The sequence below is a fragment of the Paenimyroides ummariense genome (assembly GCF_900115115.1).
GTDB lineage: Bacteria > Bacteroidota > Bacteroidia > Flavobacteriales > Flavobacteriaceae > Flavobacterium > Flavobacterium ummariense.
On the sequence record NZ_FOVI01000016.1, the window covers coordinates 35,648 to 51,071 of the forward strand.

The window sequence follows — 15,424 nt, forward strand, 5'->3', positions numbered from 1 at the left end:
TAATATTGCAGTAGAAACGTAGTGTTTGGTATTGCTTGCAATTAAAACCGGCTGCTGGTAATTTAGCGGTTCAGTTGTTTTGATATTTGAAATTCCTTTGCGTAACTCCAAGAAATATTTGGCTTGAGTGCCTCAACATGAATAATTAGTCCTATAGTATCTCTGTTACTATCATAGATCGAGTCAATTTTATTCTTAAAGACCGTGTTTATTCTGGCAAATCCCATAATTGGGATGCACACCACATGCGATAATAGTGTTTTTTCATACAGTTATGAAGAATAAGAGAATAAAACATTTTAATACCTGTCTTTCGTGTCAATGCTAATTGAATCTTTCTTTGTCTGCATCAAGTTCCCATCTGGTTATATAATATAGTTTTAAAATACAGTAAACTGTAATGAACTTTACATTATAGATTTGCTATGTAACGCTCACTGTCTTTAAAAATTATTTTTTAGTCATCTTAAAAACCATACCTCCCTGTTTAAAAATCATTTGGTTGCTTTCCGGTAGAAATTCAAGCTTTACACCAGCCTGCTCAAATTGGTATTTGTGGGTATCGTAAGCTTCTAAAGGCAGTGCAGGCTGATCGGTTCCCTGCGCGTACAATACTCCTTTATCGTGAAATACCGAAATATCTATAGGCAGTTCTGGCGAGTTGTAGGTACCTGTGTACCTATCCAGGTCGGCTGTATTTACTTCTACTTCCTTAAAGACAGGAACTTCGAAATCTTCTTCATACATCATACTTAAAACTCCCAATAAAAACTGGTTCCTGCTGTAGCGCTCTCCGTTTAAAACAAGGGCTATCGATACTTTGTCTTTTTCATTGTATCCCAATGCAGAATGTGTGCCTTGTGTATCGCCCCCGTGTCCGTAAAACATCTGGGTACGCATAGGCATCTGCATAAGTCCCCTTCCAAAATACTCTTTATTTTCAATTATGGGTTTCATTTTTTCAACCGTTTCCTTTTTCAATATTTTGTAAGTAAACAGGCTGTTAATAAATGTTAGCATATCAGCTGTTGTTGCAGCAATGTCACCGGCACCTGTAGTATTTGGAAAATAAAAATCTTCTACTTCTGTCCATTTTTGATCAATTCCGTAGGTGTACGATTCATAAATGTTAATGTATTCTTTAGACATGCATATCGTATTCTTTAAGCCCAAGGGGCGGCATATTTTTTCAGCAATAAGTGCGGTATAATCTTTATTACTTACCTGTTCAGCAATTTTTGCAAGCAGGTAATACGCGGAATTGGAATACTCTTGTTTTTCTCCCGGTTTAAAAGAAAGTCCCTGCTTTTTAATCTCTTCATAAATTTCTTTTTCAGCAACCTTCTGGTTCAGCCATTCAGGGTTTTCTTCTTTCCATACATAGTCTCCCAATCCGCTGCTGTGATGAAGCATCTGATCGATGGTAATTTCTTTTGCTCCCGGCATATCAGGAAAAAATCTTTGCAATTTGTCTTCTAATGAAAGTGACCCTTTCTCAATCAGTTCAAAGATTAATACGGCCGTATAGGTCTTGGTAATAGAACCGATCTTGTATTTTGTCTGTTTGTCAAATTTCTGCTCCGGTATATGGGCTTGTCCGAAGTTTCTGTCGTAAAGTTGCTTTCCGTCTTTATAAATTGTTAGGGAGCCTATACCTCTGTTATTGTTTTCAATCAGGGTTACAAAAGCATCCACTTTATCCAGATGAAAATCTTGGGCAGTACAGTTAAAAATAGCAGCAATAAAAAGCACAATGTAAATAAGTGTTGATCTCATAAATAAATAGTGTTAGGTTATACATATAGGAATGCTTCGGGTAATTAAGCATACTGCAAAGAAAACTACTAGCGTGTGTAGTGCTTTATGTTTTTTGACGTACGATCGTTTACAGGGGATATATATTTTTTTATTATGTATGGTTTACGTTTGTCCAAGATATTGACCCATTAGTGTAAAAAAATAACAGACAGGTTTAAGAATTTTTAATTTTGCTTCATGTAAGTATTATATACATGAAAGTTATAAGAAGGAATAATATGGTCAGGCTGGTACTCAACCTCATCTTTACAGGTTTAATTCTCTGGGCAGCATTAGCTAACAACAGCGGTAAAGAAATTGCTGTGGTTCATATCCTGGCTTACAACCTGCTTATTTTTATTCCCGGATGGATCAATATTTTCTATCTGCTTCCAAAACTTTTAAGAAATAAAAAACCTGTTCCTTACTTCTTTTACCTGCTTGTATCTTTTCTCGCTTTATGTGTGGTATTGGGACAATATCTCCAATGGCTCTTTACAAAATATCACACGAATGAATTAGATACATTTACACCTCTGGCAATAAGCTCTTCAGCTCCCAATTTCTTAAATAATGTACAATATTACTTTGACGCTTTTCCGGCTGTCGCTATTGTAATTACGGCGTTGATGATAGGTTACGTAGTACGGGAATTTCTTTTAAAATTGAAAACTGAAAAAGAAATAAAAAGCCGGCAGACAGTCGCAGAACTAAGTCTGCTTAAATCTCAGATAAGCCCCCACTTTCTGTTTAACATGCTTAACAGCCTGTATGCTTTATCGTTGCGCAAGTCCGATGATACTCCGGGCGTAATATTGCAGCTGTCTGATATCTTGCGGTATTCCCTCTACGAAACCCGTGAACGCGAAGTGGATGTCTTGGATGAAATTGCAATCATTGAAACCTATCTGGCCATACAAAAAATAAGGATTTCCGAAACGGCACATATTTTTTTTACACATAAGGGTATCAGTGCTGCCGACAGGATTGCACCGATGTTATTGTTGCCTTTGATAGAAAATGCTTTTAAACACGGGGTTGATTCTACTGCTGGCGATTCCTATATAGATGCAGCTGTATTTAAGCACGAGGACCGATTGGTTTTTACTTGTGAAAATAATTACAAAGAATCTAAAGAATCTATAGTAGGGGGTATCGGTATTGAGAATATCCAAAAACGTTTGCAGTTAATTTATCCGTCCCGCTATAAGCTGGATATCAAGAGGTCAGCAGGAGTTTTTAGAATCACATTATCAATTTTAATTTAGAAAAGATGATTGGAAAAATAAGATGTCTGGTGGTAGACGATGAAAAGCTGGCTCAGGAAGTCATGATCCATCATATTTCAAAGTTCGAGGTGTTGGAACTGGCAGGTGTCTGCAACAATGTATTTGAACTTATAAGTTTTTTAAATAGGGATAAAGAGATAGAGCTTATTTTTCTCGACATCAAAATGCCCGAAATAAGCGGAACCGAATTTGTAAACCTGTTTCGCAATCCTCCGGCAATTATTTATACAACAGCTTTCAGCCAGTATGCACTTGATGCTTTCGATCACAATGCGCTTGATTATCTTTTAAAACCCATATCGTTAGAACGTTTTACAAAGGCAGTACAGAAAGCACAGCTTTTTCTTACTCCTTTAAAAAATCCTGTTCCTGTTTTGAACGAAACCGCAAACGAAAGTTTTTATGTGAAAAGCGACAGGAAGCTGGTAAAGATAGATCCCGATGAAATACTCTACTTAGAAGGTATGCGCAACTATGTGTGTCTGTACTTGGAAACACAGAAAGTTATTGTTCATGGAACACTTACAGCAATAGAGGAACAGTTAAAATGTTATAAGCAGATCATCAGGGTACATAAGTCTTTCTTTGTAAACATAAATAAATTAAAATTTGTAGAGCAGCATGTAATAACGCTTACCAACTCAAAAAACATTCCCATAGGTTTGCAGTACCGCCCGCAGGTATACGAAAAACTAAAGGTGATCTAAAAAATAAATACATTAAATTAATTCGTACTTCAACCTTTTATGAATATGAATTCGAGTACCTTGATTATCTTGCCCTATGATGTATTCAATATAACAATGTCTCGCTTTAACAAATTTTATTTAGAGTCTTCTTCACAGTAACAATAAAAGTAGAATTAAATATGTATGTCACTTATTTCATATCATTGGTCAAAAAAATAAATAAAGTGCTTTATTCTGCACTTTATTTGCGTTACATAATTAGTTAAAAATGAAAAACATCTTCCTTATTTTTGCGCTAAGCATTTTTGGTTTAATGTCTGCGCAAAATACATACTATGTAAAATCTATAGACAGCCTTATGGGGTCATTTAAGCATAATAATGCTTTTTCAGGAAGTGTCCTGATTCAAAAAGATGGTAAAACAGTATATAAAGGCGAGTTTAATAGATTTGGAGATTATTCTGATAAATACAGAGTAGGTTCCATTACAAAGATTTTTACAGCCATTATTACTTTTCAGCTTATAGAAGAAGGTAAATTAACGTTAGATACAACGCTTGATAAGTATTACCCTGATATTAAAAATGCGGATGAAATTACAATAGGTCATTTGTTGAATCATACCAGCGGCATCTACAATTATTTGGAATGGGATGTTTATTACATTTCTAAGCAGAAAAGATTTTCAAAAAAAGAGATGCTAGATCTAATTTTTCAAGGCAAGCCCGATTTTAAACCCGGAAAAGATTGCATATACAGTAATTCAAATTACCTGCTGCTTGGTTACATTATTGAAGATATTACCGCAAAATCATACAAAGATAATTTAAATGAAAGGGTTGTAGATAAAATTGGCTTGCAGAATACCTACTGTGAAACCAAAGAAGAAGAATACCCGAAAAGGAATATCTCTTACTTGTTTAATGGGGAAAAATGGATTAAAGAAACCGAAACACATCCAAGCTTTACATTTTCTGCAGGTGCGGTAGTTTCCACTACTGAAGATTTATCGAAATTAATGGATAATCTTTTTAAAGGGAAATTGGTTTCAGAAGCTTCATTAGCACAAATGGGAAAAACCAATAATAAGGCAATTGGTTACGGTTTGTTCATGACGCCGTTTTATGATAAGATTGGTTATGGACATTCGGGAAATATCGATGAATTTCATTCATTTACAGGTTATTTTCCAAATGAAAGGGTATCTGTTTCACTACTGTCAAACGGAGGTAATATACATCTCAATGACATTGCCGTGGGTATAGCTAGCAAGTATTTTAACAGGGTTTATAAGAATAAAGATTTTACAGTTTACAAAAGCGAAACTGCACCGCCTACAAAAATTTATAGCGGTGTATACAAAGCAAAATTGTTAGGACTTATTAATATTGAAACATTTCAGATAAGCCAAGCTGCAAACAATTATCTTTTTTTAAGTATGTATGAAGATGGAAAGGATGCTCAAAAAGTTTTGTTGGAACGAAAAGGAGAAAATAAATTCTATGCACGGAAAAATAATGCACAGTTTGATTTTATAGTGGACAAAAAAGGTAATGTTACCGGTATGAAGCTTACACAAAATAAGCAATCTATAAGTTGTAAAAAGGTAATGTAACCTACGTAATAAAAATTATTCATTTTATTATATTTTGCTGTAGCATTAAAATTGTATTTTTAGCTGGTAAAATATATAAAACACTATTATGCAACCTTCTATGAATATAAGCTTTTATCATCTTAAACCAAATCTGCCGATATATTTTTTTACAATCTTTTTAATAGCAATTACCAACTGTTCCTATGCTCAAAATAGTTTAGTACGAGATACAATGTCGTTGACAATTAACGAGCAGAATACCGTATATGTAAAAGCAATCTTCAATGAAAAAGATTCGTTAAATCTAAATTTTGATACAGGTACAACAGAATTGGTACTGACTAATGATATACTCAAAAATAAACTGAATTCAGAAACAAAACTGTACAATACTATTTACAATCTAAAAATTGGAAACAACGTTTATAAAACAAGGGTATATGATGCAGAACTATCAGGCCATGGTACAGACGGGAGGTTTGGTTGGGATTTGTTCAAAGGTAAAGTTGTAGAAATAAACTACAATGAAAATATATTTGTTGTGCATTCCCAAATTCCAGACTATGTATTAAGTGATAACCATTACACAAAATTATATATTAATTATTTCAGCAGTATTTTCTCTGTAGAAAGCACTATTTCTCAAAATGGCGAACAAATAACCGATTGCTTCCTCTTTGATACGGGATATCAGAGAACCGCCATGCTAGACAATGATCTTTTAAAGCAAGGAAATTTTCCGGTTGAAAAAATGGAAGAAATTAAAAAAGTAATGATGAAAGGCGCTCAGGGAAATGAAGTTCCGGTTATTACATCAAATCTGGAAATGTTAAAGATAGGGCGTTATGAACTAAAAGATGTTCCTGTTCAGCAAATAACCACCAATAAACCTATGCGAGGGCACGATATCCATATCTTAGGAAATGAAATTTTAAAAAGATTCAATATTTTTCTTGATTTCCAAAATAATGTTGTTTACCTAAAACCAAATAAACTTTACAATATAGAATACATTGAAAGCAAGAGAGACAAAGCTTAATGGTAAGTTTTTAACAGCTTAGCAGATTTTTACAATAAAGTAAGCGGTTTTATACGTAAATTTATATTAATCGGACCCTGCTGTATTGTTAAAGCTTTAATTCATTTAAAGCTTACGTTGTAACGAGAGATAATGCTTAAGAACATTTAATACAGCCACAAAACTTATATTTATTTTCTGTAGTGTTTTTTAGTATCGATCTTTATCAGAAAATTTAAAATCCTGTATTTTAGGTAGGGGTCTAATTAAAACTGCTTTTATTCGCTTTTCATTCTTAAATGTTTTTTCTGAATTTGTACTGTCAGTTTCAATTCTCACCCCTGTAATTAAATTAAATTTAGTTTCGGTAAATACGGTGTTTTCGTCAATATACCCTTTTGTAGCATTATTAGTTAACTTCTCTATATTAATTAATTCAAAATTTCCCTTCTCATATTTAAATTCGTATGTAATATTTCCTCCTTTAATTTCACTCCACATCAGTAAAGATCCATTTTCAATTCTAAAATCCGGAATTTGGTATCCATTGTATTCTCCATGCTTGTCGGTAGGATATTGGGGTTCAATTATCTGTGTTGAGGAAACTGCTAAAGCCCATTTCCCGTTCGGTTGCGACAGAAATATTTGCAGTCTTAAAGGATATGTGTTATCAATAGTGTCCATATGTACTGTAATCCTGTCCATTTTACCGTCCCTATTTAAGTCGCCTTTTTCCTCTTTAACAAGGTAATTAAATTGACCTTTGGAAAGAATGTTTTGAGCAAACACATTTGTTTGGGCTGACATAAATAAAAATGCTAAAAGTAAAAAAATGTTGTTCATAGTACGTAAGGTAATCTGTTTGCATTCATTCTGCATTCCTAAATTTTTTGATTGAAAATAGTAGAAGGGCGGTTGCTGTATTTGTGTGGTGACTTTAACTGGTCAAATATAAATAAAGTTAGATAATACTTACTGTATAGATGGTTCATATACCTTTACACCCATTGTAGCCGAAAAGCTAAAAAAATATGCTATAATCGTTAAAAATGTACACCTGTTTATCTGTACAGCCAGTTTTTAATTAGCTTTGTATAACTTGGCATCAGCAGGTAAACCATTATTGCAACAACTACGCCTGAAATAAAAAATGAATTGACAAATCTGTTATCTGGAAAATTCAAGATTTTTAAAAAAGGTAGTATAATTAATGGGATGAGGATAGAAAGCGGATAAATTGCAGACCAGGTAACTACATATTGTTTCCAACGAACAGGATTACTTTTTCTGTCACTGTGGTCAGTGAAAAGAAAATCCAATCCCGATTTAACTTGGTATTGATCATCTTTAGAAAATAAGGGACGTGCTTTTTCAATTAGGTATTCTCTGTCTTTTGATTTCATCCATATCGAAAGGTTTTCAATCGTGTCGAATCTTATAATTACCGTATAAACGTATGTTAAATTAGGAATAGGACGAATTATTTGCCAGTCTATATTGCCAGCATAAGTTCTACAAATTGATCCAATTTCAATTAGCCACTCTTCGTACTGATTTTGTTTTCCGTCTTTAATTTGGTGATTAATTACTACAGTTGCACCTTGATCTTTCATAGATATAATTATTGTATATAGTTACCTTGTTTTAAACCCATAACACCTAATAATAGAAGTGTTTTTTTATTACGTGTTCACAATATTAATTCTTTAAAAACTTTATCTAAAAGCATATTGAATTCGTCTGGTTTCTCGAGCATTGGATAATGTCCTGTTTCTGATATAGTTGTATAACTATAGTTTTTAAAGTACTTTCTGTTATTTTCTAAGTTTGTAGTAGCTGCATCAGAATTAATTGCCCTTACAGGTATATTGGTTTGTTTTGCAAATTTTTTAATATCCATTTCATATAATGGACTAAGGGTGTTTATTGCTAAGTCTGGTTTATTTTGTAGAAATTCATGCTGAAGTTGTTTTTTTATGATTTCTGGTGTTTTCTTTACAAAAAGATAATCAGTTAGTAAATTTTCAACTGCATCTTTAAAATCTTTACGATAATGCTTAAACATAAACTTTTCTGCTTGTTCAGGGCTGAATTCCTGATCTAGATCCCTTAGGGTATCAACTACAATTAAAGCTTTAACCTGTGGTAGGTTAATACTTGCTTCAACAACGTATGCTCCAGACATTGAATGTCCTACTAATATGATATCACATGAAGTATATTGGTTTAAAACTGTTTGGATGTCATCTGCATATTGTTCGCTTGTCCAGTTTGTTCGCGATTTATCAGATTTGCCATGACCGCCAAGGTCTATCTGTATGACCTTAAATTTCTCACTAAAGTACCTTTCCTGACTTTGCCACCAGTTTGTATTTCCCAGCCATCCATGTACAAAAGCAATTATAATGTTACCGTTTCCAGTTTCTGTATAGTGGATATTTATGTTGTCTGTTGATCTTATATACTTTTCCATAATCAATTTATTTTTGTAATATTTTATCCTGAATTCATCTGTAATCAAATTTAGAAGAAGGCCTGCTTAAAGTAGTATAAAAATCTAAATTATAAGTTTTTTCTCTTCTTAAAACATCTCTTTATTTTTAAATAACAGAGAAATCAGGTGTAATTTTTAAACAGCTAACTTTTCATATTCAGTCTTTCTTCCTGAAGGTCAAGCAATCGAAGGTGTTTTCTGATAATTTCTTCATCTAGCAAAAGTTCCTCGCGATTTTTGTTTATAAGCCATATTCTTTGCGTCTCAATAATATCAATATAAATATTTCGGTATTCTGTATAGTTAATTATAATTTCCGAACTGTTCAATTGGTTTTCATATTTCTGTAACTGGTCTTTCAGTGCCGGAAAACTATCTATTTTATGTGAATAATCGGTACGAATTTTATCAACCGCTATCTGGGCTAGATTGTTCTGTATTTCATAATCTATTTCTTTTACACTTCTCACAAAATCACGATCTATCGGCGGGAATTTCTTTAAAAGAAAAGGCAGCGTAAGCCCTTGGAAAAGCAACGTTAAAAGTATCACCAGAAATGTAATGAAAAGGATCAAGTTTCTCTGCGGAAACGCAGTTCCGTCATCTAAGGTCATAGGAATGGAAAGTGCAGCAGCTAAAGAAACTACGCCTCTCATTCCTGTCCAGCCAATAATCATAGGTGTTTTCCAACCTGGCGACTGTGCATCTGCAACCGTGATGAAATTCCGCATAATTAAAGTCGTAATCACTGCGGCGTAACCTGCTAAAATTCTTACAATAATTAAAACTGCTGTAACTGCTGCTCCATAACCTATTGCGGTATAAATATCGGTGTCACCTAAACCGGAAATAATTTCGGGCAAATCTAACCCTATCAGCATAAAAACGATTCCATTAAGTAAAAAAACAAAAACTTTCCCAAACAGTTACAGCACGTATTCTGGAAGCACTGCTTAGAAAATCATGACTGCGGTAGGAGAGGAACAGCCCGCCACTTACCACTGCCAGAATTCCCGAAGCATGAAGTTCTTCTGCTGCCAGATACATCGAAAATGGTGCAATGAATGTAAGCAATATATCAATATTGGGATCAGTAGGTAAAATTTTGTGCATTTTAAAAAAAAGGTAGGCAACGCTAAGCCCGATCCCGACTCCCCCAACACACATCCATATAAAGCTTCCGGCTGCCTCCAGCCACACAAACTGTCCGGTTGCAGCAGCAATCATAGCAAACCTAAAAATTATTAAAGACGAAGCATCATTAAGCAAACTTTCACCCTCTAGAATGGAAGCCAGTCTTTTTGGTACTTTTACAAATTTTAAAATAGCCCCTGCACTTACTGCATCAGGTGGAGATACTATTCCGCCCAATAAAAAACCTAATGCTAAAGAAAATCCGGGAATAAAATAATTAGCGAAAACCGCAACAGATAATGCGGTGAAAAATACAACTACAAAAGCAAAGCTGAAAATAATTCTACGCCATCTCCAAAGTTCTTTCCATGAAGTAGACCAGGCGGCTTCATACAGTAATGGCGGTAAAAAGATAATGAATATTAGTTCGGGTTCTATTTTTATCCTCGGAACGCCCGGAATAAAACTAATTAAAAGCCCTGCCAACACAAGCAAAATGGGGTAGGCAACCTGAATTTTTTTAGCCAACATGATCAGCATGGTTATTATCAGAGCCAAAAAAAGATAAAATTCAAAATTCTCCAGCATAAATAAGTTTTGTTAAAAAAAATATTAAATCTTTAAAATATTTATAGCACCAAATTTAAAAAGATCCAAACATTGTCATGCAATTATAAAAATTGTAATTCGTTTATAATCACAGCTAATAATTCGGTACTTTGCGGTCGGACAGGAATTTATAAGCCAAAAACTTTCAAATAAAATAGCAAATTCTAACTAATAGCAAAAATGAATTGCATACTTTCATCCGCTGCTGTTAGTCAATCATACAAACAATATACCTGAAGAAGTGTGGGTTCTTATTGGTCAATTATTTGTCTCAACGTTGCGCCGCTAGGCACTCGGGTGGCTTTCATAGAACAAAGCTTCATTTTATTAATATACTTTGTTACACGCACAAAGGTCCAAGTTTGTAATTAACCCGCTATTTTAGCAACGTAATGCTTAAATGTAATTTTGTTTTAATATGCCTTTCCTAATGTCGATAAAAGTTCCCACCAGTCTGCTTTTCCCTCTTTCTTTCCAAGTCTTATAATTATCAAATTTTTTTCAGGGTTTACATAAATGTATTGTCCTAAAATTCCCTGAGCCATAAAATCACCTGTTTGTGTTGGCAGCCACCATTGATATTGGTAATACCAGACACTTCCTTTTGTTGTGTCAACTTTGGTCGATTGTTTTACCCAATCCTCAGATACAATCTGTTTCCCGTTCCAGTTTCCTTTGTTTAGATAAAGTCGTCCAATTTTCGCATAATCTCTCGCTCTGGCATTAATGCAGCAAAAAGTCTTTTCCAGCCCGTCTTTTTTTCTGTCTAAACTCCAACTTGCGTCAAATTCCATCTCTAAAGGCTTCCAAATTTTTTCTTCAAGATAAGAGGTAATTATCTTGTCTTTTAAGGCTCTTTCCAAAACTAATCCCAAAAGTTGTGTATTGCCGCTTACATATTCAAACTTTTTTCCAGGTTCTGCTTTCAACTTCATTTTGTCTATTGCTTTTCGCAAATTGGTTCCATAGTAAAAAGTTGCAGCATCTCCGAACGGATTCCAATAACTTTCTTTAAAGTCAATACCAGAAGTCATTTGTAGCAAATGCTCAATAGTTACCTTTTCAAAAACATTTTCTTTTAGCTCCGGAATATAATTTGTTATTGGTTCGTTTACCGATTTAATTAGTTTGTCGTCTATAGCACAGCCTATCAGTATTGAAGTAATAGATTTTGCCATTGAGAATGACGGAACTATTGAGGTAGAATCATGATCATCCCAATATTTTTCATATTGAATGGTGTCGTTTTTAATAACTAAAAATGCAACTGTTTTATTGTCTTCTAAATATTGTTCAAAAGGATAGGTTTTGTCCTTCAAATGTAGTTCTTTTGGAAACTTGCCTTTTTCAGCAGTAGGAAAAATAAATTTTGTTGTGCCGTTTTCAATGTTTCTTGCAGGAAATTTTTTATGGTCGTTAATGTCTGCAAAATTGTACACTGCAAATCTTGCAACTTTACATGAACTTAAAGTTGTTAGAATAAGTATAGTTATTACTATAAAATTAAGTTGGTTAAATTTTTTCATTTTTCAGTTGCTCTGTTTTAAAATGGCAAATAACTTCTTTATTGAAGTGGTAAGTATAGCTTTTACTAAAATCAAATATAAAATTTTTAACTTAAAATCAATACACGTTTTTTTATTTGGTTAGTGCTTATTATACTTTGAATATTCAATGTAGCCAGATACCTAGGATCTACTTACTGAACTTGCAACTATTTCTGAGACAAAACTTATATACTCTTTATGCTACATTTTTAGATTGATTAGACATTAAATTTTGATACTCTTTTATGGTTAAATTTCCTAGAGCCGAATGGCTTCTGTGAGTGTTGTAAAATGTTCTATATATTCAAAGATAGAGTTTTTAGCATGATCTCTAGTTTCATATTTATTTTGATAGACAAGTTCGGTTTTCAGAGTTTTGAAAAAACTCTCAGCTACAGCATTATTATAACAATTTCCTTTTACTCATTAATTTTTATTTTATTTAGGTATTCGTGATATGCTTTGCATTTCCGCTAATACTTTGGGAAATGTTTTTTTTTCGACCATTAACGTAAATTCTGTATATGTATACTGTATTCCCCTGTCTGAATGGAAAATTAGATTTTAATGATCTTGTAAAGGGCGGTGGAGTCTTGCCATTTTCAAGGGAGCAATACTTGTATCCTGAGCTTTCATCATCTCACTGAAATTGTTATCTAATTTATTAAAAATTGAGGATTGTAAATTGAGGACAAAGTTTATTAAAACTTTATCCTCTTCAAGGGAGCAATACTTGTATCCTGGGCTTTCATCATCTCACTGAAATTGTTATCTAATTTATTAAAAATTGAGGATTGTAAATTGAGGACAAAGTTTGAAAACCTTGTCCTGTTTTATATTGTTTCAAAATCAATTATGCGGAAATACCGCCATCAATTTTAAAGCTGCTGCCTGTGATGTATCCTGCTTCATCACCCACTAGGAAATTAACCAAAGATGCTACTTCCTCTGGAAGAGCAAAGCGCTTTAATGGAATGGATTCCATAAGATACTGGCGTATATTTTCATCAGCATTAATCAGCATATCTGTTTCCGTAGCTCCGGGCTCTACACTGTTCACTGTAATTTTTCTGGGCGCAAGATCCCAGGCAAGACCTCGGGTATAAGCAGAAACAGCGGCTTTTGTGGCTATGTAATCAGACATACCCGGACTGCCAATCCTGATTCCACCAACCGAGGCAATGTTGATGATTCTTCCTCCGTCAGGCATATATTTCTGTGCTGTTCTAACGGCTTCGGCAACAGAACGAATATTTACATCGATCTGGTTATTGTATGCTTCTGCTCTTTCGCTTGCAGTTTCAATTGGACCGTTTACGGCTACTGCAGCATTATTGACCAATATATCGATTTTGCCAAATGCTGCTGCTGCATTTTCGACAGCATTTTTGACAGCTCCTTGAATTGCTCCATTAGCTTTTATGGCTACTGCTTTTCCTCCGGCCTCAACAATATCAGATACGATTTGCTGAGCGTTGCTTTCTGAGTTTAAATAAGTGAAGGCAACCATTGCGCCTTCTTTTGCAAGGCGTTCTACAATTGCTTTTCCCATTCCGCGAGTTCCTCCGGTAACGAAGGCTGCTTTTCCTTTTAATTTTGACATTTTATTTAAATTTTATTTTAAGTTCGTTAATATCAGTTTATAGATAATCTAATGCTTGTAATATTGATCATGTACAATTTCTAAGTCTTTCATTAAAGCTTTATTGTTACGGATTGACGATAATTTTACCTGCAGTGTGATTTTTTTCGAGTTCTGTATGGGCATGTGCTATTTCTTCGAGTTTAAACTTCTTGGAAATATGTGGTTTTATTACCCCTTCTTTCAGTAATCCTGCAATGGCAGTCATATCTTTCCCGTTTGAAACAACAGCATTATAGTACGCATTCACATCTAATTCTTTAGCACGCTTTTCCCATCCGCTTCCATCAATGTGAGACCATAGGCTTAATAATGTGCCTCCCTTTTTCACTATACTAAGGGTTTTTTCGATATGCTCATCCCGTAAGCCTTCAATAACATAGTCTACCGGTTCGATTACTTCTAAAAAGTCAGTCTTTTGATAATCGACAAATTCATCTGCTCCGAGGCTCATCACCAGATCCTTTTTTGATCCGGAAGCTACAGCAATAACATAAGCACCAAAATATTTGGCAAACTGCACTGCAAAATGCCCCACACCGCCACCTGCTGCGGTTACAAGCACACGATCGCCCATTTTTATAGGATTTTTACTGAGCGGTTGCCAGGTAGTTAATGCTGCCATGCCTGCAGCAGCTGCTTCATCATGGGAAATATTAGCAGGTTTTATTGTAATGTCAACTATATTGGCAACTACATATTCTGCATAAGCTTTAGCATGTCCGGCTTTAGTAAAGGTTGGAAAATTGAGTAGACCGAACACCTCATCACCAACAGTAAAGGTGCTGACATTATTTCCTACAGCTTCAATTACACCCGAAACATCCCAACCCAATATTTTTGGGGTTTCATTGTTAAATATGTAGTCTAATGCAGGGTTTTGCCGGGCATAGATATCTGTGGGATTAATGCTTATTGCATGTACTCTGATGAGTACCTCATCATCATTGGGTGTTGGAATAGGGAGCTCTACCATTGATAATTGGTCAACATCTCCCTGTTTTTTTAGTATGACTGCTTTCATTTGAATGATTATATAATATTGTTGAGACTGTGAATAAATTGTTAAATTTTTGATCTTTATCTCAATTTCTTATGCAAAGTTATAAGCAATTAGGTATAACTTTGTAACCAGTATCATGGCTGATACTCGGGAACAAAAAATGGAAGTCTCTCGAATGAAGGCAAAATTTGCGATGGTAACTGAATAGTAAATAATAAGGATATGAAACAATGTGTAAAAACTACAATCGATGCTCAGGATATAAAAGCATTGCAGGATACAATTTATGTGATCGGGGGTAAGTGGAAACTGCCTATAATTTACTCGATCTGTAATGGCAATAAGCGTTTCAGTGATATCGAAAAGAGTATTCCCACAATTACCAAACGGATGTTATCATTAAATTTAAAAGAGCTGGAAGCCAATAAACTGATCACGCGTAAAGTTGACATAGATTTCCCATCAATTATAGAATATGAGTTTACAGAGTATGCAAAGGAATATGGAGCTCTAATTACCGATATGATCGAGTGGGGAAAGAAACATAAAAGAATAGTAATCAATAAAGGTTAAAATTTTAAATGATGAATTTACTGTGGTAAATA

Annotated in this window: 12 protein-coding genes and 2 pseudogenes; 5 read left to right on the plus strand and 9 right to left on the minus strand. The window is 34.2% G+C overall.

Annotated elements, in window-relative coordinates; genetic code table 11:
- Window positions 1–450: 450 nt before the first annotated feature.
- Complete coding sequence (locus BM253_RS11600; protein WP_091524273.1) at window positions 451–1,776, minus strand: serine hydrolase; 1,326 nt, start codon at window positions 1,774–1,776, stop codon at window positions 451–453.
- Between the two features lie 236 nt (window positions 1,777–2,012).
- Between BM253_RS11600 and BM253_RS11605 the strand changes: the two genes are divergently transcribed.
- The 4 genes from BM253_RS11605 (at window position 2,013) to BM253_RS11620 (ending at window position 6,411) form a co-directional block, all read left to right on the plus strand.
- A complete protein-coding gene (locus BM253_RS11605; protein ID WP_091524276.1) occupies window positions 2,013–3,065 on the plus strand; it encodes a sensor histidine kinase in 1,053 nt (350 codons plus the stop codon).
- 5 nt (window positions 3,066–3,070) lie between these two features.
- Complete coding sequence (locus tag BM253_RS11610; protein WP_091524280.1) at window positions 3,071–3,793, plus strand: LytR/AlgR family response regulator transcription factor; 723 nt, start codon at window positions 3,071–3,073, stop codon at window positions 3,791–3,793.
- Window positions 3,794–4,043: 250 nt separating this feature from the next.
- The gene (locus tag BM253_RS11615; protein ID WP_091524283.1) at window positions 4,044–5,390 is read left to right on the plus strand and encodes a serine hydrolase domain-containing protein; all 1,347 of its coding nucleotides are present in this window, start codon (window positions 4,044–4,046) and stop codon (window positions 5,388–5,390) included.
- Between the two features lie 214 nt (window positions 5,391–5,604).
- Complete coding sequence (locus BM253_RS11620; protein ID WP_245758496.1) at window positions 5,605–6,411, plus strand: pepsin/retropepsin-like aspartic protease family protein; 807 nt, start codon at window positions 5,605–5,607, stop codon at window positions 6,409–6,411.
- 189 nt (window positions 6,412–6,600) lie between these two features.
- On the opposite strand, the gene BM253_RS11625 is transcribed toward BM253_RS11620, so the two are convergent.
- The 8 genes and pseudogenes from BM253_RS11625 to BM253_RS11660 form a co-directional block, all read right to left on the minus strand.
- Window positions 6,601–7,233 (minus strand): hypothetical protein, encoded by a 633-nt coding sequence (locus tag BM253_RS11625; protein WP_143095639.1) that lies wholly within the window; start codon window positions 7,231–7,233, stop codon window positions 6,601–6,603.
- A 218-nt stretch (window positions 7,234–7,451) separates the two neighbouring features.
- Window positions 7,452–8,003 carry a putative antibiotic biosynthesis monooxygenase gene (locus BM253_RS11630; protein WP_091524289.1) on the minus strand — a complete coding sequence of 184 codons (552 nt, stop codon included), beginning with the start codon at window positions 8,001–8,003 and terminating at the stop codon, window positions 7,452–7,454.
- 77 nt (window positions 8,004–8,080) lie between these two features.
- Complete coding sequence (locus BM253_RS11635; protein WP_091524364.1) at window positions 8,081–8,863, minus strand: alpha/beta fold hydrolase; 783 nt, start codon at window positions 8,861–8,863, stop codon at window positions 8,081–8,083.
- Window positions 8,864–9,027: 164 nt separating this feature from the next.
- Window positions 9,028–10,606 (minus strand): annotated as a pseudogene (locus BM253_RS11640) (Na+/H+ antiporter).
- Window positions 10,607–11,040: 434 nt separating this feature from the next.
- The gene (locus tag BM253_RS11645) at window positions 11,041–12,153 is read right to left on the minus strand and encodes a serine hydrolase domain-containing protein (RefSeq protein WP_091524292.1); all 1,113 of its coding nucleotides are present in this window, start codon (window positions 12,151–12,153) and stop codon (window positions 11,041–11,043) included.
- Between the two features lie 217 nt (window positions 12,154–12,370).
- Window positions 12,371–12,594, minus strand: a pseudogene (locus BM253_RS11650) (IS3 family transposase); the annotation flags it as partial.
- 433 nt (window positions 12,595–13,027) lie between these two features.
- The gene (locus BM253_RS11655) at window positions 13,028–13,777 is read right to left on the minus strand and encodes an SDR family NAD(P)-dependent oxidoreductase (protein ID WP_091524295.1); all 750 of its coding nucleotides are present in this window, start codon (window positions 13,775–13,777) and stop codon (window positions 13,028–13,030) included.
- 106 nt (window positions 13,778–13,883) lie between these two features.
- Window positions 13,884–14,840, minus strand: coding sequence for an NADP-dependent oxidoreductase (locus BM253_RS11660; protein WP_091524298.1), 957 nt, complete (start codon window positions 14,838–14,840; stop codon window positions 13,884–13,886).
- Window positions 14,841–15,041: 201 nt separating this feature from the next.
- On the opposite strand from BM253_RS11660, the gene BM253_RS11665 reads away from it, so the two are divergent.
- Window positions 15,042–15,392, plus strand: coding sequence for a winged helix-turn-helix transcriptional regulator (locus BM253_RS11665; protein WP_091524302.1), 351 nt, complete (start codon window positions 15,042–15,044; stop codon window positions 15,390–15,392).
- Window positions 15,393–15,424: the final 32 nt, after the last annotated feature.